This window comes from Tautonia sp. JC769 (assembly GCF_040717455.1).
GTDB lineage: Bacteria > Planctomycetota > Planctomycetia > Isosphaerales > Isosphaeraceae > Tautonia.
Map to the genome: position 1 here is coordinate 54064 of NZ_JBFEFH010000014.1, position 19807 is coordinate 73870.

The 19807-nt window shown below is 69.1% G+C and carries 15 protein-coding genes; 8 read left to right on the forward strand and 7 right to left on the reverse strand.

From position 1 onward, the window contains the following. Positions 1 to 83 precede the first annotated feature (83 nt). Together AB1L88_RS14890 and AB1L88_RS14895 are read left to right on the forward strand one after the other, a co-directional pair. A complete protein-coding gene (locus AB1L88_RS14890; RefSeq protein ID WP_367097464.1) occupies positions 84 to 698 on the forward strand; it encodes a hypothetical protein in 615 nt (204 codons plus the stop codon). Next, on the forward strand, positions 695 to 1204 hold the full coding sequence (locus tag AB1L88_RS14895; protein WP_367097465.1) for a tRNA (cytidine(34)-2'-O)-methyltransferase: 510 nt from the start codon (positions 695 to 697) through the stop codon (positions 1202 to 1204). Before AB1L88_RS14890 ends, AB1L88_RS14895 begins: the two co-directional genes overlap by 4 nt. Before the next feature lie 757 nt (positions 1205 to 1961). Here AB1L88_RS14895 and AB1L88_RS14900 read toward each other — a convergent pair. Continuing rightward, entirely contained in the window at positions 1962 to 3668 is a 1707-nt protein-coding gene (locus AB1L88_RS14900) for a hypothetical protein (RefSeq protein WP_367097466.1), read from the reverse strand. A 372-nt stretch (positions 3669 to 4040) separates the two neighbouring features. Between AB1L88_RS14900 and AB1L88_RS14905 the strand changes: the two genes are divergently transcribed. Beyond that, positions 4041 to 5309: a threonine synthase gene (locus AB1L88_RS14905; protein WP_367097467.1), complete on the forward strand. Its 1269-nt coding sequence runs from the start codon at positions 4041 to 4043 to the stop codon at positions 5307 to 5309. Between the two features lie 4 nt (positions 5310 to 5313). Here the strand turns inward: AB1L88_RS14905 and AB1L88_RS14910 are convergent, their stop codons facing one another. The 5 genes from AB1L88_RS14910 to asnB all read right to left on the reverse strand — a co-directional run bounded on the left by AB1L88_RS14910 (position 5314) and on the right by asnB (position 10996). Beyond that, a complete protein-coding gene (locus AB1L88_RS14910) occupies positions 5314 to 5919 on the reverse strand; it encodes a Uma2 family endonuclease (protein WP_367097468.1) in 606 nt (201 codons plus the stop codon). 43 nt (positions 5920 to 5962) lie between these two features. Then, positions 5963 to 7048: a 1-acyl-sn-glycerol-3-phosphate acyltransferase gene (locus AB1L88_RS14915; protein ID WP_367097469.1), complete on the reverse strand. Its 1086-nt coding sequence runs from the start codon at positions 7046 to 7048 to the stop codon at positions 5963 to 5965. After that, a complete protein-coding gene (locus AB1L88_RS14920) occupies positions 7032 to 8312 on the reverse strand; it encodes an MFS transporter (RefSeq protein WP_367097470.1) in 1281 nt (426 codons plus the stop codon). The genes AB1L88_RS14915 and AB1L88_RS14920 overlap by 17 nt, the downstream gene beginning before the upstream one ends. Beyond that, positions 8309 to 9034 (reverse strand): metallophosphoesterase family protein, encoded by a 726-nt coding sequence (locus tag AB1L88_RS14925; RefSeq protein WP_367097471.1) that lies wholly within the window; start codon positions 9032 to 9034, stop codon positions 8309 to 8311. Before AB1L88_RS14925 ends, AB1L88_RS14920 begins: the two co-directional genes overlap by 4 nt. 66 nt (positions 9035 to 9100) lie before the next feature. Then, positions 9101 to 10996 carry an asparagine synthase (glutamine-hydrolyzing) gene (gene asnB, locus AB1L88_RS14930; protein ID WP_367097472.1) on the reverse strand — a complete coding sequence of 632 codons (1896 nt, stop codon included), beginning with the start codon at positions 10994 to 10996 and terminating at the stop codon, positions 9101 to 9103. A gap of 222 nt (positions 10997 to 11218) precedes the next feature. On the opposite strand from asnB, the gene AB1L88_RS14935 reads away from it, so the two are divergent. From AB1L88_RS14935 to AB1L88_RS14950, 4 genes are all read left to right on the forward strand, one after another. Next, positions 11219 to 12724 (forward strand): trypsin-like peptidase domain-containing protein, encoded by a 1506-nt coding sequence (locus AB1L88_RS14935; protein ID WP_367097473.1) that lies wholly within the window; start codon positions 11219 to 11221, stop codon positions 12722 to 12724. 661 nt (positions 12725 to 13385) lie between these two features. Then, positions 13386 to 15386, forward strand: coding sequence for a DNA primase (dnaG, locus tag AB1L88_RS14940; protein ID WP_367097474.1), 2001 nt, complete (start codon positions 13386 to 13388; stop codon positions 15384 to 15386). A gap of 33 nt (positions 15387 to 15419) precedes the next feature. Further along, positions 15420 to 17102, forward strand: a complete 1683-nt coding sequence (gene rpoD, locus AB1L88_RS14945; protein ID WP_367097475.1) for an RNA polymerase sigma factor RpoD — start codon at positions 15420 to 15422, stop codon at positions 17100 to 17102. Positions 17103 to 17238: 136 nt separating this feature from the next. Continuing rightward, positions 17239 to 17952 carry a nucleic acid-binding protein gene (locus AB1L88_RS14950; RefSeq protein WP_367097476.1) on the forward strand — a complete coding sequence of 238 codons (714 nt, stop codon included), beginning with the start codon at positions 17239 to 17241 and terminating at the stop codon, positions 17950 to 17952. 101 nt (positions 17953 to 18053) lie between these two features. Here AB1L88_RS14950 and cax read toward each other — a convergent pair whose 3' ends face one another. Beyond that, positions 18054 to 19370 (reverse strand): calcium/proton exchanger, encoded by a 1317-nt coding sequence (gene cax, locus AB1L88_RS14955; RefSeq protein ID WP_367097477.1) that lies wholly within the window; start codon positions 19368 to 19370, stop codon positions 18054 to 18056. 91 nt (positions 19371 to 19461) lie between these two features. Between cax and trxA the strand changes: the two genes are divergently transcribed. After that, on the forward strand, positions 19462 to 19794 hold the full coding sequence (trxA, locus tag AB1L88_RS14960; RefSeq protein ID WP_169977077.1) for a thioredoxin: 333 nt from the start codon (positions 19462 to 19464) through the stop codon (positions 19792 to 19794). The last annotated feature ends 13 nt before the right edge of the window (positions 19795 to 19807 follow it).

A 19807-nucleotide genomic window follows, 5' to 3' on the forward strand; every position in this document is an offset into this window, starting at 1 on the left:
GGCCCTGGCCTCTCCCCCGGAGTTGATCGGGGGGAGTCCTCGACGCGTTCCGTCTCACTCGTCCCATCCCGATTGATTTGCCGATGGCTCACGCACCCTTGCCGCTGGAGAACCTGTCGGACTATCAGGCCGAGCTTCGGACCGACCTGCTTCGGGTGGCGCTCCGGGATGGTTGGGATCGGGTCCTGATGACGCTGGGCTGGATCCACCTGGTCTTCTTCGCGGTCCACCAGTGGGCGGCGATGGCCCTGAACGCGAAATGGCCGCACCTGACGCTCTGGCCGGCGGAACTGGTGCTGGTCCTGGCCTTGCTCAACGCGATGCTCGGCAAGGGGTGGACGAAGACGTCGCCGTTGATCGGGATCTTGACGCGGGTGTGGGCCACGTCGTTAATTATTGGCTTCAACGCGGTGACGCTGAACGGCCTGACCGGCCTGGGGTTCCGCTGGTACTTCCTCGTCTGGGCCGGGTTGGCGACGTTCGGGTTCGCGACGACGGCGTGGCTCTGCGGCAATCGGTTCCTGATCCCGGCGGTGTTGATGTACTTCGTCGGGCTGGCGATGGTGCCGATGCTGGAGTGGAGTTTCCTGATGATCGGCGTGGCCTGGTGGGCGATCCTCCAGGGGATCGGCCTGTCGATCCGTCGCGAGCGGCTGCGGCGGCCGGACCTGATCGAGGCGGACCCGGGGGCGTCATGACCGACTCGCCCGCGACCGATCGGGACGCGGCGGGGGACGCCCCGCACGCCCGGCTCCACGTGGTGCTGTATCAGCCGGAGATCGCGGCCAATGTCGGGGCGGTCGGCCGGACCTGCGTGGCGGCCGGGGCGATGCTCTGGCTGGTCCGGCCGCTCGGGTTCCTGATCGACGATCGGCGGATCAAGCGCGCCGGCCTGGACTACTGGGAGCACCTCCGCTGGCGGGCCGTCGACAGCCTGGAGGAGGTGGCCGAGGCGATCGGGCACGACCGCTTCTGGGCGTTCAGCACGAGGGCCGCGACGCCCTACACGCAGGCCCGCTACCAGCCCGGCGACGCCCTGGTCTATGGCCCCGAGAGCCGCGGCCTGCCCGCCCGACTGGTCGAGGACCGGCCCGAGCGGGCCGTCCGCATTCCGATCCGCGGCGAGGCGAGGAGCCTGAACCTCTCGGTCTCGGTGGCCGTCGGCGTCTTCGAGGCGGTTCGTCAGCTCGACGCGGAAGGGTGATCGGGCTGCTCCTTTGAATCGCCGGTGCGCCCCGGTGCGCTGCGCAAACGGGCGTCGGTGCGCTCTGGTGCGCGGGGTTGTGGTGACGGAATCTCCTTGTGAACATGGAAGTTCCGTCAAAATCGCCCGGATCGTTTCGGGAAATCGGTCGAGGGGGTGTCTCGGTCGTTCGGCACCGATGACACCGGGGGAGGGGTGAAACGTTGTGCGCGCCGGTGCGCCTCGAAAACGGGGCGTGGTGCGCCTCGGCGTGCGGGGGATTATTCGTGGTAAACCACTTCCCTGAATGAACTTAAGTTGCGGAATCGCGGATTCGTTTCGGGATCAGGGTGTGCGGCACACAAGACGCGACATTGCGTTCAGGAGTGCCGATCACAGAGACAGTGACACGTGCTGAATGACGAGGGGATGGGGCGAATTGCCAAAGATCGAGGGGAGGGTCGCGGAGCCTCCCCGTCTGAAAGGATCGGGAAAATGGGGAGGTCCAGTCACACGGATTGGGGGAATTTGAGGATTGGGTCGGGGCAAGCGTGAGAGGCAACGTCCGCGTCGAGGTCCGTGGCCGTCGGTCGCCCTCGACCCGGAAGGCCAGGGGATCGAGGGGCAGGTCGCCCGTCGGGGATGCGGCGCAAACGAACGACGCCGCTCCGCGAGAGGGTGCGGGGCGGCGTCGAAGGGGAGAGGCGTCGGCCCGGACAGGACAGGAGGACGGGCCGACGCGGCAGGTTGATGGGGAGCGTGAACCGATTGGATCGGATCACAGGCCGCTGAGGTCGGCGGCGATGACCTTGGCGCCGTTTTCCAGGTTGAGCCGCTCGACGGCGTCGCCGGTGATGGTGAAGGTCATGCTGCGACGCGGCGGCAGGGAGAAGCCGGCGAGCATCGACGGGTCGCTCTTGACGCCCAGGTCGGCGCCGGTCAGGGCCAGGCCGTTGAGCAGCAGGGGGGCGGCGTTGTCGATCCGCAGCTTGTAGGTCTGAACGCCCTTGACCTTCTTGCCCTCGGTCACCTGGGCACGCACGAGGCGGCTGATGATGCCCTCGGCCAGGGCGTCGGCCAGGGCCTCGCCCGAGGCGTCGGAGGCGACCGGCAGGGAGAACTTGCCGACGGCGGCCCAGCGGCTGGCGTTCGGGTCGCTGGAGTAGATCAGGACCGAGGCGTCGCGGTCGGCCGAGCCGGCCGGGGCGTCGTGGAAGCGGACGAGGCAGGCCAGGGCCGGGCCTTCGGGGGCGGCCGGGGCGTCGAGTTCGACGTCCATGCCCAGGGTCCGGGTGCCGGCGAGGGCCCCTTCGAGGGCCTCGGCCATCGGGTCGTCGCCCTGGACCTGCACGTAGAGCGTGGCCGGCCCGACGGGGCTCAGCTCGGATTCGGGCTGCGTGATCCGGTCGACGAACTGGCGGGCGAGGCTCAGCTCGTGGGGGTTGGCCCACTTGCGGGAGAGCTGGCCGATGGTCGTCCAGTCGAGCTTGTAGATCAGGTTCCAGAGCACCAGCTGCGTGACGGACTCGGGGGCCTTCTCCAGCGAGAGCTGACGCAGGGCCTTCTGCACGATCGGGTCGTTGCCGACCTCGGTCTGGCTGATGTCGCCGAGCTGCAGGGGTTCACCCTCGGTCGGCAGGACGGCGCGGCCCTGGACCGGGGGAGAAAGGCTGACGGTCCGGGTCTTGAGGTTCCGGGTCTGGCCGGGGGCCAGGGCCGCGGCGGGGACGCCGGTGGGCGGGACCGAGCGGAAGCCGGGCGGGATGGACATCATGCCGCCGCCCATCATGCCGCCCATGCCGCCCATGCCGCCCATCATGCCGCCGCCCATGCCGCCCATGCCGCCCATCATGCCGCCGCCCATGCCGCCCATCATGCCGCCGCCCATGCCGCCCATGCCCATCATGAGCGAGGTCATGTCCCAGCTGTCGGTCTCGATGAGCTGCATGATGAGCATGCCGAGCTGCATCATGCCCATCATCGGGGGCATGGTGCCGCCGCCCATCCCCATGCCGCCCATGCCGCCCATACCACCCATACCGCCACCCATGCCGCCCATGCCGCCCATGCCCCCCATACCGCCCATGCCGCCCATACCACCCATGCCCCCCATACCACCGCCCATGCCACCCATGCCGCCGCCCATGCCGCCCATGCCGCCGAACTGGCCGGTGGCGCCGGAGGCGATGAGGCCCGGAGGCAGGACGACGCGGAGCGGGGCGCGGGAGGTGTTGGTGACCGAGACGGTCATGGCGCCACCCTTGGCCCCTTCGGCCCGGACGGCGACCTGGCCGGTGCGGACGCCTTCGAAGAGGTCGACGACCGGCAATTCGGCCTGTGCCGGGGCGTCGGGGGCGGGGCTGCTGGATTCGGTCGCCTCGACGGGCTGCGCGTCCTTGGTCTGGCCGGAAGCGACCGGCCCGAGGGCGAACATGCTGCCGGCCACGGCAGCGGAGAAGAACTGCGTGATGAGCGTCGAACGCATGGGTCGGGCACCTTTCGTCAATCGTGGGGATGAGAGAGAGGGAGTCAGACGCACCAGGGCACTCCATCCGTAAAAGTGCCCCCGGGGTCGCGGGATTCGGGGGCAACGAGGCGATCGAGAGTTAGCCTAGCACGTCAATTGTGGGGCCTCAACGAGATCCGGAGCGGTGAGAAACGCCCCGGATCCCTTTCTGCCAGTGACGACGATTCCGGCAGTTCTATTCAACCAATTTGGCGATCGAGGCGGGCGGGGCTGGGTTGATCCGTCGCATGCGATACAATCCGGGCAGGCCGGCCGGGAGGGCGAATCGGATCGGGATCGGCTTGACAATGCCCTGACACTGATACGACCGACGCGGGGGTGGTGGACTCAATGCGTTACGTGGCTCAACTGACCTGCACCGTTTGCGGAGCATCGTATCCGCCCGACCGCCCGATGAACCTGTGCGAGGGGGACGGCAGGCCGGTGCAGGTGGTGCTCGACCTGGATCGCCTGCGGGCCGAGCAGGGGCCGGACCGCTTCTGGGACCCCGATCGACGCGACCTCTGGCGATTCGGCGGGTTGCTGCCGCTCGATGTGAACGACCCGGACGACCGGCGGCATGTCGTCTCGCTCGGCGAGGGGGCCACGCCGAGCCTGCCGTACGGGCATCCGCTGGCCGACCGGATCGGCTGTCGGCTGGAGGTGAAGGACGAGGGGAAGCCGCATGCCGGGTTCGGCGCCAATCCGACCCTCTCGTTCAAGGACCGGGGGATGGCGATGACCGCCTCGATGGCCCGGGCGTTGGGGCTGAATCGCCTGGCCGTGCCGACGCAAGGGAACGCGGGGGACGCGCTAGCGCGGTATGCGATCGCGGCGGGGATCGAGGCGGCGGTGGTGATGTCGCCCGACACGGATCGGCCGGTGCTCGGGAACGTGGCGGCGCTGGCGGCCCTGCATCCGGATCGGGTGACGCTGGAGCTGGTGCCGGGGACGATCGTCGATTGCGCGGCCCGGGTGCGCGACCATTATGTGCCGCAGGGGTTCTTCAGCGTCGCGACCTTCCAGGAGCCCGGCTGGCGGACCGAGGGGAAGAAGACGCTCGGCCTGGAGATGGCCGAGCCGAGGGGGGATCGCCTGGCCGATCGCCGGTGGCAGGTGCCCGATGTCATCGTCTACCCGACCGGGGGGGGGACCGGGGTGGTCGGCATGGCCAAGGGGTTCGACGAGCTGGAGGCGCTGGGGTTGATCGGCCCCGAGCGGCCGAGGTTCGTCTGCGTGCAGTCATCGGCCACGACGCCGTTAGTCCGGGCGTTTGATCGGGGGGACGAGGACATTACCCCCGAGCCGCCGGGGCAGACGATCGCCACCGGGCTGAATGTGGCGAAGAATGTCGGGCATCTCAATGTGTTGCGGATCATCCGGGAGACGGGGGGCTGCGCGATCGCGGTGGATGACGATCGGATTCGAGAGGTGATCCGTCAGGAGTGGCGCGATCGGCGGTTTGCCTGGTCGCCCGAGGGGGCGGCGACGCTGGCGGTATTGGAGGAGCTGGCCGATCGTCGGATCGTGGGGCGAGGGGATCGCGTGGTGCTGGTCAACACGGCGTCGCCCGAGAAGTACTTGCCGACGATTCGAGACTGTTTCGACGGCGGGTTGTGAGTGATCAGCCCTGATCGGTGGTTTCGGTGCTGGGGGTTTGTTCGGCGGGGACCGGGGGGAACAGCTCGGCCAGGCGGCAGGAGAAGCCGGGGATGACGGCCTCGCCGGGGAGTTCGTCGTGCTCCCGGATGCGGTTGGCCGAGCCGTCGAGGCGGAGGATCATGGCCGACCGGGCGACCGGGTAAATCACCCAGACGAGGGGGATGCCGGCGTCGAAGTAGTCGAGCAGCTTCGCTTCGAGGGCCTCGGCCTCGTCGTTGGGGGAGACGACCTCGACGGCGAGGTCGGGGGGGATGGTGAGGAAGCCGGCCGTCATCTGGGAGGGGCTGAGCCGGCCTCGACGGACGAAACTGAGGTCGGGCTTCCGGACCCGGCCGGGGCGATTGGGGAAGCAGCGGATCATGGTTTCCGAGGAGAGGAGGTCGCCAATCGCCGATCGGCGTACGTACTCGCCCAGGAGCGCATTCAGGGTGGCGGTGACCAGGCCGGTGAGGACGCTCACGTGAGTCTCGACGAGCTGCCCATCGATCAGTTCGACACTGAGATCGTCGGGCAGTGACAACAGTTCTTCAGGGGTGTAGGTCCGGGTCGGCTCGATGAGGGTGGCCATGGTCGGGCGCTCCGTCGGTCGGATCAAAGACAAAAAGGGACGGTCAGGGGAGGGCCGGGGACGCGTCTTGAGATTGTACCTCGCCGGGGGAGGGGGGATCGGCGAGGAAGACGAAGCCGTCGCGCTCGATCCGGGCGGTCAGGCCCAGGTCGTGCCAGTTCGGGTCGCCGGCGCGGAGGAGTTGGAGCCGGCCTTCGGTGTCGGGCGGGAGCGGCTGGCCGTGGGGATCGACCACCCGGAGCGCGACGCCGGGCACCGGCTGGCCGACCGAGCCGTCCTTGTGGCCGGTCTGGCGGATGATGCCGTGCTCGTAGTCCGGGGCCGAGGCGGTCAGGAGGCCGAACTCGGGGTGCTTGAGGTGGGGCAAGCCGAGGTCGATGGTCTCGGGCAGGATCGCCTGGTCGCGCTCGGGGCGGCGTTCGAAGGCGCGGACGCCGGCCTCGACGATCGCCTGGCGGGCCTTGAAGACGGTCAAGGGGCGTTCGATGGGAGGGCCGAAGGAGACGATGACGGTGCGGCGGAACCCTCGGGGCCGCTTGCGGAAGAACCGGCCGCCGGAGAAGCTGAAGATGCTCCCCCAGAGGTTGTCGAGCGCGACGGGGATGATCGTCGCCTCCTCCCGGCCGGAGGCGATGACCTCGATGCCTCGGTAGAGCGTCCCCATGACGCCGGTCCGGGAGATCTGGCCTTCGGGGAAGACGCCGAGGACCTCGCCGTTGTCGAGCACCTCGAAGGCGGCGCGGAGCATGGCCCGCTGGGCCTTCGGGCCGCGATCGGGGACGGGGATCATGCCCGATCGCTTCGCCAGGGGGCCGAGGATCGGGATCTTCAGGTACGGGGCGAAGACCAGGGCCCGGCCGCGTCGGGGGACGGTCGCGGCGAGGAGGAACCCGTCGATCCAGGAGACGTGATTGGCGACGATCAGGACCGGGCCGGTCTTCGGCAGGTGCTCCAGGCCGATCACCCGGAGCCGATAGACGGGGGCCAGGACGAATCGGACGGCCGGCTGGATCGCGTCGGGGTAGATCGCCGCGACGGCCAGCAGGATGAGCAAGGGGCAGAGGGCCAGGAAGACCAGGACGGCCAGGGCCGCGCCGATCCAGACAAGCGCATCAGGCAATGAATCCATCGGGGCGATCCTTCGCATCGGGGGCCCGAGGCGCCAGGCGGGCGAGCGGGCCGACCAGGAGCAGGGCCGGGACCATCATCAGCCCGGCCAGGAGGAACAACGGCGGATAGCTTCCGCCGGAGGCGACCAAGCCTCGGCCGAAGAGTGATCCACCCAGAATATTCAGATTCGTCACGGCCATGAAGAGGGCAAACGTCGAGGCCGCGAGGCGAGGGTCGGCCGCTCCCATGGCCAGGGTCGCGAAGAGGACGTCGTTCCAGCCGTTCGCCAGGCCGAAGAGGAAGCCGAGGCCGGCGGCGGTGGGGACGTCTCCGGTGGTGATGAAGGCATGGGCCATGGTTGATCCGATCAGGCCGACCAGGCCGGCGACGATGACCCCCCGGCGGCCGAGGATCGGCGTGGCCAGTGGCAGCAAAATGGCCCCGACCGCCCGTCCCGAGAGCCGCGCCGCGCCGCAGATGCCGACGGCCGACTCGTCGAAGCCGTTCGAGGCGTAGAAGAGCGGCAGGTTGATCTCGACCCCCCAGCCGGGCAGGGCGTAGAGCAGGCCGAAGCCGATGAGGGCGAGGGATCGCGGGCGGACGAGGATCTTCAGGGCCCGCCAGTCGAACCGGTCGGCCGGGTGGCCTTCGCGGCGTTCTCGGAGGAGGAGGGTCAACGCCAGGGGGGGGAGCCCGAGGGCGGCGCAGGTGAAGAGTATCCAGCCGCTCTTACCGGGGCCGATGCCCGTCTCGGCGAGGAAATGGCCGAAGGCGAAGGTGAGCACGGTGGCCGCGACGAACCGGGAGACCAAGGCGATCGACTGGACGCGGGGGCGGTCGGCCTCGGGCGTGACGTCGACGATCAGGCCGTCGCAGCAGGTGTCGTAGAGCGCCAGGCCGAGGACGGTGATCAGCGCCACCGTCGCGAAGCCGCCGACGTGCCGGCCGGGGTCGATCAGGGCCAGGCCGACCAGGCCGAGGCTCTGCATGCCGATCCCGAGCATGATGAACGGCCGACGATGCCCGAGCCCGAGCGGGTTGAAGCGGTCGGAGATCGGCCCGAACAGGAACTTCAGGGCGAAGGGCAGGATGATGGCGAAGGTCTGCACGTCATTGATGGTCGTCTCGCCCAGCCCGGCGGCCTTCATGTAGAGTTGGTTGAAGTTGATGACGTAGGCGAAGACGACCCCCTGGAGGGCGTAGATCAGGGCGAAGAGGGCCAGGTGTGCCGGGCCGACGCGAGCAGGATCGGATTGCGTGCCGTCGCCCTCAACGCCGATCATGCCGGCCCCCCGTGGGGCAAGGGGGCCGAGTGGGGGAGGCGTCCCAGGCGAAGCCCTTCGCAGTAGAGGGCCTTGGCGCGATCGGGGAGGTTCGAGGCCCGGGCGCGGGCGATCGTCTCCTCGATCGGGTAGGCGACGCGTTTGAGCAGGATCTTGCCGTCCTCGATGATCGCGTAGGCGGCCCGGGGGTCGCCGTCCCTCGGCTGGCCGAGGCTGCCGGGGTTGAGCACGATCGTCTCGCCGGCCTTGAGATTAAATTGCATGTGCGTGTGGCCGACGCAGACGATGTCGGCCTCGATCCCGGCCAGCCGGCGGGCCCAGGTGCCGGGGTCGTTCATCAGGTATTCGTCGAGCGGGTCGCGGGGCGTGCCGTGGACGAGCAGGAAGTGCTTGCCGCCGAGCGTCAGGCGGCGGGTCAGCGGGAGCTGGAGCAGGTAGCGGCGCTCGTCGGGGCCGAGGGCCTGCCAGTGCTGCTGCCGGGTGACGCTGGTCAGGTAGCGGTAGCCGTGGTCGCCGCCGACGTCGATCCCCTGGGCGACGCCGTGGTCGTGGTTGCCCCGGACGGCGTGGTGGGCGTGGGCCATGGCCCATTGCACGCAGGGCAAGGGGTCGGGGCCGTAGTCGACCAGGTCGCCCAGGCAGAGGCAAAGGTCGTGCGGCTCGTCGATCGCCGACAGGGCCGCCCAGTTGGCGTGGATGTCCGAGACGACGAGGATCCTCAAACCCCTCGACCTCCTTGTACGCGACGACCCCCGGGCGGGTCGATTGGGACGTCCGACCGACCTCGATCAGGAGTCGCCCAGCCAGCGATCGAGCCAGAGCTGCAACGACACGAGCGTCCAGAGCGGCTTGCGGTGGTCGCGGGCCCCGGCCCGATGCTCCGCCACCAGCCGGGCGACCGCCTCGGGCTTCAACAGCCCCTGACGCCGCAGGCGATCCGGGGCGAGGCGATCGTCGAGCAGGCTCGCGAGCGGCCCGTTCAGCCAGCGGGCGACCGGAAAGCCGAAGCCTTTCTTCGGGCGCTTCAGGATCGACGCCGGTAGCCTATCCGCCACGGCGGCCCTGAGCAATCGCTTGCCCGTCCCCCGGGCGTACTTGTGGCGAGAAGGCAACGCCTGGACGAAGTCGACCAGCTCGGCATCAAGGAACGGGGCGCGGACTTCGAGGCTGGTGGCCATGCTGGCGCGATCGACCTTCGTCAGGATGTCCTCGGGCAAATACGTGTCTTGGTAAAGTCGGAGTGATTGGGTCAGCGGGTCGGCCCCGGGGGCGAGGGCGGCGGCCCGGGCGAGGTGCTCGGCCTCGACGTCGATCGCGGGCGGATCGACCAGCAGATCGTTCAATTCCGCCCCTGTGAACGAGCCGATCCAGCGGAGGTGGGCCAGCGGGCCCGGCTCGGAGGCCCCCCTCAAAAATTGCTTGAGCTTGAAGTCGAGGCTGATGTTGCCGTGATCGACGGGCAGGCGATCGACGCCCCGGCCGACGAGCGACCGGATCGCCCCTGGCAGGCGGCGGAACGACCGGGCGAGCTGCTCGGCGGCGAAGGTCGGATAGCCGGCGAGCAGCTCGTCGGAGCCGTCGCCGCCGAGGCAGACGGTCACGTCGGACCGGGCGAACCGGCTGAGCAGGTGCGTCGGCAGGATCGAGGCGTCGCCGAACGGCTCGTCGAGCCAGCCGGCGACCTCGGGCAACAGGTCGAGCACGTCGGGGACGGCGAACGTGCGCTCGTGGTGATCGGTCCCGAGGTGCCGGGCGACGAGCCGGGCGTGGTCGCTCTCGTCGAAGGTCGGATCGTCGAAGCCGATCGAGAAGGTCCGGATTGTCGAGGCCGGCTGCAACTCGGCCACGGCCGCGGCGACGCCGGAGGAGTCGATCCCCCCCGAGAGGAAGACCCCGAGCGGCACGTCGGACCGGCGATGCCGGGCGACCGCATCGCGGAAGAGCGCCCAGAAGTGCCGGCTCGCCTCGTCGAAGGGGGGGGCGTCGGCCTCGGGGACGGGGAGGGGGGCTTCCCAGTAGCGCCGGGGGGGCGTCGAGCCGGGGGCGTCGAGCGGCCATTCGAGCAGGTGCCCGGCGGGGAGCTTCTTCATCCCCTGCCAGATCGAGCCCGGCGCGGGGACGTATTCGTACGCGAGGTAGCGGGCCAGGCCGTCGGGGTCGAGCCGCCTCGGCACGTCGGGGTGGGCGAGCAGGGCCTTCGGCTCGGAGCCGAAGACGAGGCCGCCGCGCGCGGTCTCGGCGTAGAAGAGGGGCTTCTGGCCCATCCGGTCGCGGGCGAGGATCAAGGTCCGCCGCCTCGCATCCCAGAGGGCCAGGGCGAACATGCCGTTGAGCTGCCGGACGAAGTCGGGGCCGTCTTCTTCGTAGAGGTGGACGAGGCTCTCGGTGTCGCAGTGGGTCCGGTAGCGGTGGCCGAGGGCTTCGAGCCGGGTGCGGAGGGCCGGCTCGTTGTAGATCTCGCCGTTGTAGGTGACCCAGACAGTGCCGTCTTCGTTGCTCATCGGCTGGGCGCCGAGGCCAGGGTCGATGATGGCCAGCCGACGGTGCCCGAGGGCGACCGGCCCGTCGACGAACGCGCCGGAGCCGTCCGGCCCCCGGTGGGTGATCGGCCCGGTCATGCGATCGAGGAGCGAGCGATCGGCGGCGTCGCCGTCGCGATTGAGGAAGCCGGCGATGCCGCACATGAGGGGTGGAGGGCCTCCCGAAGGCGCGAATCGGGCCGATCGCGGCCCTCGTCGCCATTCATTATCGCGGCCGAGCGTCGCCTGCCAAGCCGGGGGACGCAAGAGGCGCGCGGGCCGGGCGTTGAATTCGGGACGGTTGGCGCATACGCTTGCCTTATCGCGGATTCGGGCCGAACAGGCGTTGCGGCCCGGGAGGAAACTGCGCCGTGGAGATGCCCCCCGATGGCCTCGTTTGATCCGATTGACTACGATCCGCTCGAGCCCCCGCCCCGGCCCGAGACCCCGCCGGTGCGCCGAGGGTTCCTGGTCGTCCTGCTGATGCTGAGCCTCGCGGCCGGGGCCGTGTACGGCGCGCCGTATCTGGCGCAGCAGATCGGCTATCGTTACGAGGTCGGCCGGGCGATCGCCGCGTCCGAGGCGCTGGAGCGGCTCGACGGAGACGACCTGATCGGCCGGTCGTCGGCCCTGTTCCGCCTGGCGAGCACGAAGGTGCAGCCGGCGGTCGTCAACGTGCGGACGTCGCAACTGGGAGGCCCGGACATGGGGGGCCCCGGCGGCCCGATGCAACTGGCGCTCGGCGCCGGCTCGGGGGTGGTGATCGACAGCCGGAACGGGTTCGTGGTGACGAATCATCACGTGATCCAGGATGCCGACCGGATCACCGTGCGCCTGGGGCGTCGCGAGCTGCCGGCCCGGCTGGTCGGGTCGGACGCGAAGACCGACCTGGCGGTCTTGCAGGTCGAGGGGCGGCTGGACGTGGAGGCCTCGTGGGGCGATTCCGACCGGCTGGACATCGGCGACTGGGTCCTGGCGATCGGCAGCCCGTTCGAGCTGGACCGGTCGGTGACGGCCGGGATCGTCTCGGCGACCGGCCGGGGCGGCCTGCCGCTCTCGGGAGACCTGTACCAGGACTTCATCCAGACCGACGCGGCGATCAACCCGGGGAATTCGGGCGGGCCGCTCATTAATTTGAAGGGGGAGGTCGTCGGGATCAACACGGCGATCCTCTCGGAGACGGGCGGCTACCAGGGGATCGGCCTGGCGATCAGCTCGGCCCTGGCGCGTCGGATCGTCGATCAACTGATCAAGGACGGCCGGGTGATTCGCGGCTACCTGGGGGTGACGATCCAGGACGTCCAGGCGAACGACGTCGCCGAACTGGGGCTGGAGGAGCCCCGGGGGGTCCGGGTGATCGACGTCGTCCCGGGGGGGCCCGCGGCCCGGGCGGGCCTGCGTCGCGATGACGTGGTCCTGGAGCTCGACGGCGTGGCGGTCGACGACTCGAACGCCTTGCGGACGCGGACCACCACCATCCCGGTCGAGCAGTCGGTGCCGGTGACCGTGATGCGCGACGGCAACCGCGAGGTGATCCCCGTCACCATCCAGGCCATGCCCGTGCTGATGGATCTCGGCCTGGTGGTGGTGGAAGGGCCGCCCGAGGGCCTGACCATGGAGATGGCCGAGCGTCTGCCGCAGGACGGCCTCTATATCGGGGGGGTCAGCCCGGGGAGCCTCGCGGCCCGATCGGGGATCGACCCGAGGATCGTGCGGCTCCTGCGCATCACCGGGGTCGGGGAGGTGCCGGTGACGACCCTGGACGAGCTGCACGAGGTGTCCGCGGCCCAGTACGACGAGGACGAGGGGCTTCGCCTGCAGGCGATCGCGATCGACGGCACCTGGCTCTGGTGGACCATCGGCGGGCCGAATCCGGGGCTGCAACCGCGCTGAGGCGGGGCTGCCCCTCGCGATGACGTCGGGAGGCCGGCCCCTCGCGGTCGAGCGGCCCCGGGGCGGATCGTCCCGGGCCTCGCCATGGGGGGCCGATCGATTTTTCCGACGCAAAGGGTGTCGGGGCCGGCCAGCAATTGCGGTTCTCTCATCGAGACGATCGCGAGACGCCGGCCCGCCCCCTCCTCGGCCTCCCGGCCGGGACAGGGGCCTGTCGGCGTGCCCTCGCGGTCGACCGTGCCCGGGGGGAGGCCGCACCCGGAGGCACGCCCCGGGCCGGGCTCAGGGGGTTGACTTGGACACCTGGTTTTCGGGACGGATTTCGGGCCAATTGGCCGGGAATCGTGCCCCGACGCCGCCTGCGGTTCGCCAGGCGATTGCCTGAGCGGCGGGGCGGAACGATTTCGCGGGCCCTTGTCAAGGGCCTGGTCGGCCGGGCGGGCGGAATTTCCGGGGGCTCTTGCGGGAGGGGATGCTGCAAACGGTTGTTTACTTGGGGGTTAGGGCGAGTCGTCCCGTGCTCGGCAAAGGGTCGGGCGAACTTGACCGAAATTCGAGCGGGGGTATAATCCTGGTATCATCGCCGTGCAGGAGACGGCGAGCCAACGAGAGATCGGGGCCGTACCCGCTCGACCTCGCCCGAGGTCCGGAGCCGCTCTCGTTGTCGTCTCTGCAGCCGATCCGGGACTGCGACCTCAACCTCTGGGAGTTCCCGGTGCCCCGACACTCCGATACGACGCTTGCCGCGATCAAGGGCGCGATCGACCTCGTGGGCCTGATTGGCGAGTACCTCCCCCTGCACCGAGCGGGTTCGAAATTCAAGGCCCTCTGCCCCTTCCATGACGATCACCACCCGTCGCTCGAGATCAATCCGGAACGTCAGACCTACAAGTGCTGGAGCTGCGGGGCGGGCGGCGACATCTTCGATTTCGTGAAGGACTACGAGCGGGTCGAGTTCCCCGAGGCGTTGCGTATGCTGGCCGACCGGGCCGGAGTGGCCCTGGACAATCCGAGTCCCGCCTCCGCGTCGAGCGGCCCGAGCAAGAGCGACCTGCTCGCCGCCTGCGACTGGGCCGAGCGGGCCTTCCGCACGGCGTTGGTCGGCTCGGACGAGGCCCGGGGCTACCTGGAACGTCGGGGGATCCTGGCCGCGTCGGTCGACCGCTTCGGCATCGGCTTCGCGCCCGACCGGCGCGACTGGCTGCTGGCCCGCGGGCGTCGGGAGGGCTACGACGAGGCCCTGCTCGAGCGGGCCGGGCTGGCCGTGCGGAGCGACCGGGACGGCTCGCTCCGCGACCGCTTCCGGGGGCGGGTGATCTTCCCGATCCGCGACATCCGGGGCCGGGCGATCGGCTTCGGCGGCCGGATTCTGCCGGATGTCGAGAAACGGATGGCCGAGTCGGGCCTGGGCGTCGCCAAGTATCTCAATACGCCGGAGACCCCCGTCTTCCAGAAGCGTCGGAACCTCTATGCCGTCGACCTGGCCCGCGAGGCCGCCCGGAAAGAGGGCTGGGTGGCGGTGGTCGAGGGGTATACCGACGTGGTGGCCGCGCATCAGGTGGGCCTGGCCAATGTCGTCGGCACGCTCGGCACGGCGCTGGGCGACGACCACGTGCGGGCCCTGCGGCGGCTGGCCGACCGGGCCGTGTTGGTCTTCGACGGCGACGAGGCGGGGCAGAAGGCCGCCGATCGGTCGCTGGAGCTGTTCCTCAATCACGAGATCGACGTCCGGGTCCTGACGCTCCCGGCGGGGCTCGACCCCTGCGATTTCCTGCTCGGCGAGGGGGCGGACGCGATGCTCGCCCTGGTCGACCGGGCGTCCGACCCGCTCGATCACGTGGTGGACCGGGCCGCCTCGGCCTTCAACCTCGAGGATCTGGACGGGGCCCGTCGCGCGGCCGACAGCGTGCTCGACCTGCTGGCCCGGATGCCCGCGCACCAGGGGAGGGCGGGGCTGGACCTGAAGGCGGCCAAGGCGCTCGACCGGCTGGCCCAGCGGCTTCGCCTGCCGGTCGAGGCGTTGCGACGCGACCTGAAGAAGCGGCGGCGGCCCGACCGGCCGGCGCATCGTCATGTAAGCTATGAACAAGACAAGGACACGCCGGTGACGGCCGGTCGTGTTCCCGAAGCGAGCGAGGCGGCCCCGCCGCCGGTCATCCGGCCCGGGGATCTCGACCCGTTGGGTCGGGAATTGATCGAGGTCGTCTTGAACGAGCCCTCCGTGGTGTCTTGGGTCATTACCCGGGTCGAAGTGCCTTCACTGCGCGATGCCCCCCTCCGGACGATCCTCCAGGTCTGCTACGACCTGTACGGGGAAGGCCGGGAGGCGAGCGTCTCGGAGGTGTCGTCCCGGCTCGACGACCCGAGCGTGCGGAGCCTGGTGGCCTCGCTGGTCTCCCCGATCGACCCCAGGCCGCTCTCGGAGCGGTACGTCAACGGTCGATACCTGCCCCGGCCCTGGCGCGAACGCCTGGCCAGTCTCTTGCCGCGGCTGGCCGAGCGGGCCTGTCGCGACCGCCTCCGTGACCTCGAGGGTGCCCTGGCCGAGATCAACCTCGCCGACGAGCCCGAGTCGTACCGCGAACTCTGGCGGGAAAAGATGCGCCTGAATCAAGAGCTCTTGCGGCTGGCCTCCACCAAGAAATCGTCCGACGCGTCTTGACCCGACGTCGGTTCCCCCTAGGAGAGTGTGTCGATGGAAAAGCTGGACGAGGGTTTCAAGACGCTCCTCGAGCTGGGCAAACGGCGAGGGTTTCTCACCTACGATCAGCTCAACGACCAGTTGCCGGATGAGATTTCCAGCAGCCCCGAGAAGCTCCACGAGCTGCTCGAACGGCTCGACGAGCTGGGCGTTGACCTGCTGAACGAGGAGGAGGCCGAGGCCCGGCTGGTGGAAGCCGGCGACATGGGCGACGACTCCGACGACGACGTCATCGACGACCAGGCCGAGGACGACGACGACGGCGAGCTGACCCCCGAGGATCTCGACGAGATCTCGCGACGGATCGACGACCCGGTGCGCATGTATCTGACCCAGATGGGTGAGATCCCGCTCCTGACCCGCGACCAGGAGATCAATCTGGCCAAGCGGATCGAGATCACCCGCCGCAAGTTCCGCCGCAAGGTCCTGGAGTGCGACTACGCCCTGCGGCTGGTCGTCGACGTGCTCAAGAAGGTCGATTGCGGCGAGCTGCCGTTCGACCGCACCGTCAAGGTCTCGGTGACCGAGAACCTCGAGAAGGAGCAGATCCTCCAGCGGATGAAGCCGAACCTGGCCACGCTGGATCACCTGATGGACTGCAACCTCCGCGACTTCCGCGCCTACATCCGGGCCAAGGACGACCCCGACACCGCCAGGGTCCTCCGCGTCGACCTGGCCCGCCGTCGCCGCAAGGCCGTCACGCTCGTCGAAGAGCTGTCGATCCGCACGCAGAAGGTCCAGCCGCTGATGAAGCGGCTCGAGCAGATCGCCGCCCGCTTGAACGAGATCCTCGCCCAGCGCGACCTCGTCCTGGCCGGCCGGGGGAACCAGGACGACCTGGCCAACCTCCAGAAAGAGCTGAAGGATCTGATGATCATGACGCTCGAGACGCCCCGGAGCCTGACCCGGCGCGTCACATTGATGAACGAGCGTTACAAGGAATACGAGCAGGCCAAGCGCGAGCTCTCGGGCGGCAACCTCCGGCTGGTCGTCTCGATCGCCAAGAAGTACCGCAACCGCGGCCTCTCGTTCCTCGACCTGATCCAGGAGGGGAATACCGGCCTGATGCGGGCCGTGGACAAGTACGAATATCGTCGCGGCTACAAGTTCTCGACCTACGCCACCTGGTGGATCCGGCAGGCGATCACCCGGGCCATCGCCGACCAGGCCCGCACGATCCGCATCCCGGTGCACATGATCGAGACGATGTCGAAGCTGCGGAACGTCTCGAAGAAGCTGCTCCAGGAAAAAGGTCGCGAGCCGACGATCGAGGAGATGGCCAAGGTCGCCAACATCTCGGTCGAGGAAACCCGCCGCGTGATGAAGATCAGCCGGCACCCGATCTCGCTCGACCGGCCGGTCGGCGAGAGCGAGGACAGCTACTTCGGCGACTTCATCGAGGACGAGGCCGCCGAGAGCCCGATCAACGCCGCGACGCAGGAGATGCTCAAGGAGAAGATCGACGCGGTCCTGAAGACCCTGACCTATCGGGAACGCGAGATCATCAAACTCCGCTACGGCCTGGGCGACGGCTACACGTATACGCTGGAAGAAGTCGGCCGCATCTTCAAGGTCACCCGGGAGCGGGTGAGGCAGATTGAGGCGAAGGCCGTCCGGAAGCTGCAACATCCGGTCCGAAGCCGACAGTTGGAAGGCTTCCTGGAAAGTACCGGTTGACGCCGGACACCCGAACCGCCGGTCGCCACGAGGCGACCGGCGGTTTTTTTGTTGCCAGGGGCACCGTCACTGCCCGATCCTGTCCTCTCCCGCCGGTCCACAACCCGTCCCCTCGTCCCGAAGGAGCCCGATCCCGATGCCCGCGACCGTCGACGACCTCCGCGGACTTCACGACCTGCACCGCCGCGTCAAGGCGCTCCGCGATCGTCTGGAGTCCGGACCGAAGACCCTCGCCGCCCGATTGCGCGGCCTCGAAACCCGCCGCGCGGCGCTTGAAGCGGCCCGCACGGCCCTGAAGCAGCGCAAGTCCGACGTCCAGCGCCAGGAGCTGACGGTTCAAAGCCAGCGGACCCGCTGCGACGACCTGCGGGTCAAGCTCAACAGCGTCAAGAAGAACGAGGAATACAAGGCGATCATGAACGAGATCGCCATGATCAACAAGGACGTCAACAGCAAGGAGGAGGCGATCCTCGAGCTGATGCAGGGGGTCGAGACCGCCGCCGCCGAGCTGGCCGCGCAGGAGGCCGAGGTCGCCAAGTTCTCCGAAGGGGTCGAGGCCCTTCGCCAGGAGATCGAGTCGAAGGCCGAAGGGCAGCGGGCCCAGCTCAAGGAGCTGGAGGCGGCCATCACCGAGAGCGAGGCCGTGGTCCCCGCCGACGACCGCGAACGCTACCGCCGCTCGGTCCGTGGCAAGGGGGACGACGCCTTCGCCGCCGTCGACCGCCACACCCGGGCCTGCGAGGGCTGCAATCAGGTCAACACGCTCCAGGACCTGAGCGAGCTGATGAACGCCGAGCGCCTGGTCTTCTGCAAGACCTGCGGCCGGATCATGTACCTCGTCGAGGATTGAGCGATCGACTGGCTTGGCTTCGCGCCGCCGCACGCCGCACGGCCCCGGGATGGCCTCCCCGACGGGTGGCCATCCCTGACCTTTTCTTCCGAGGCGACGGGTCAGCCTCCTTCAAGGGCCGCGGACTCGGCCGCAGGGGCGGGGTGGTCCCCCTCGGTCCCGTGCCCCCCCTCGCCGGCCGGCAGGACGAAGAAGGCGACGGCGAGGATGGCGTAGATCATCAGGAGCATGGCCCCTTCCAGCCAGTTCGACTCGCCGTCCTCGGCCACCATCCGGGCGATGAAGACGGCGAGCAGGACGGCCACGATCTCGAGGGTGGTGAAGAGCAGGTCCATCGGCTCCTCGCGGAGATAACTCGCGAAGACCAGGACCGGCGCGACGAACAGGGCGATTTGCAGGGCCGAGCCGATCGCGATGCCGACCGACAGGTCCATCTTGTTCTTCATCGCCACCAGGATGGCCGTCGAGTGCTCGGCCGCGTTGCCGACGATCGCCACGACGATCACGCCGACGAACACCTCGCTGAGGCCGAACGACTGGGTCGTGTGCTCGACGGCGCCGATGAGGATCTCGCTCATGATCGCCACGAAGGTCGTGGCCACGAGCAAGGTTCCGACCGACCGCCTCATGCTCCAGCCGTGGCCGTGGCCGTGCAGGCCCTCGTCGGAGGAACCTCCCTCGGCGGCGGGATTGAACAGGTCCTGATGCGTCTTCAGGCTGAAGATGAGGTAGAGCACGTACGTCGCCATCAGGATGAGGCAGACGCCCACGCTCAGCTCGTGTTCGAGCATCAGGCGCCGGCCCTGGCCCTCCTGCTGGGCGACCTGGACGACCTCGGGCAGGGCGTAGAAGATGGCCGGGATCAGCATGCCGAAGGCGGCCAGCACCATCATGGTGGAGCCGACCCCGGCGGCCGTCCGGTTGAACTGCTGCCGGGGCCAACGCAGGCCGCCGGCGAGCAGGCTCGCCCCCATGACGAGCAGGAGGTTGCCGATGATCGACCCGGTGATCGACGCCTTGACGACCTCGTCGAAGCCGCGGTAGAGGGCGAACAGGGCGATGATCAGCTCGGCCGCGTTGCCGAAGGTGGCGTTCAGGAGCCCGCCGATCCCCGGCCCGAGCCGGTGGGCGAGGTGCTCGGTCGACTCCCCCATCAGGCCGGCCAGGGGGATGATCGCCAGGCCGGCCGTGATGAACTGCCAGGTCTCACCCACCCCGGCGATCCGCAAGCCGATGCCGATGGGAACGAAGAGCAGCATCAGGGTCAGCCAGCCGACGCGACGGGGGTCGAGCCAGTCGCGCCAGTCGGTTGCATCGGCCGCGGGATCGGGCGGGGCGGGGGCCTTCGGCTCGAGGGGAGGGCGTCCCTCCGGCCGGGAGGGCGATCGCTCCCGTCGGTTGACTCGCTTCTTTGTCAATTTATAATGGCTCCCGTGCGATCCCTAAGTTGAGGGACGCGACTTTGTTCGGCTCCGATCGAGCATCCTTTACAGACGGCGAGGCTCTCTCATGGCTGGGAACGTCCAAGAGTTTACCGACGCGACTTGGCAGTCGGAAGTTCTCGATTCGGATGTCCCTGTGGTGGTCGATTTCTGGGCCCCCTGGTGCGGTCCCTGCCGGATGCTCGCGCCGACGATCGAGAAACTGGCGAACGAGTATTCCGGCCGCGTGAAGATCGGCAAAATGGATACCGACCAGAACAACAACACCCCCAGCGGCCTCGGCATCTCGTCGATCCCGACGGTCGTCTTCTTCCAGGGGGGCAAGGAAGTCGGCCGCCTGGTCGGGGTCAACCCCGAGGCGAAGTTCAAGGCCACGCTCGCCGAGATGGGCGTCTCCTGAGCGGCTCGCGCTC

Coding starts and splice junctions, on each gene's coding strand:
- AB1L88_RS14890 (WP_367097464.1), top strand. CDS start 84: ATGGCTCACGCACCCTTGCCGCTGGAGAACCTGTCGGACTATCAGGCC.
- AB1L88_RS14895 (WP_367097465.1), top strand. CDS start 695: ATGACCGACTCGCCCGCGACCGATCGGGACGCGGCGGGGGACGCCCCG.
- AB1L88_RS14900 (WP_367097466.1), bottom strand. CDS start 3,668: ATGCGTTCGACGCTCATCACGCAGTTCTTCTCCGCTGCCGTGGCCGGC.
- AB1L88_RS14905 (WP_367097467.1), top strand. CDS start 4,041: ATGCGTTACGTGGCTCAACTGACCTGCACCGTTTGCGGAGCATCGTAT.
- AB1L88_RS14910 (WP_367097468.1), bottom strand. CDS start 5,919: ATGGCCACCCTCATCGAGCCGACCCGGACCTACACCCCTGAAGAACTG.
- AB1L88_RS14915 (WP_367097469.1), bottom strand. CDS start 7,048: ATGGATTCATTGCCTGATGCGCTTGTCTGGATCGGCGCGGCCCTGGCC.
- AB1L88_RS14920 (WP_367097470.1), bottom strand. CDS start 8,312: ATGATCGGCGTTGAGGGCGACGGCACGCAATCCGATCCTGCTCGCGTC.
- asnB (WP_367097472.1), bottom strand. CDS start 10,996: ATGTGCGGCATCGCCGGCTTCCTCAATCGCGACGGCGACGCCGCCGAT.
- AB1L88_RS14935 (WP_367097473.1), top strand. CDS start 11,219: ATGGCCTCGTTTGATCCGATTGACTACGATCCGCTCGAGCCCCCGCCC.
- rpoD (WP_367097475.1), top strand. CDS start 15,420: ATGGAAAAGCTGGACGAGGGTTTCAAGACGCTCCTCGAGCTGGGCAAA.
- AB1L88_RS14950 (WP_367097476.1), top strand. CDS start 17,239: ATGCCCGCGACCGTCGACGACCTCCGCGGACTTCACGACCTGCACCGC.
- trxA (WP_169977077.1), top strand. CDS start 19,462: ATGGCTGGGAACGTCCAAGAGTTTACCGACGCGACTTGGCAGTCGGAA.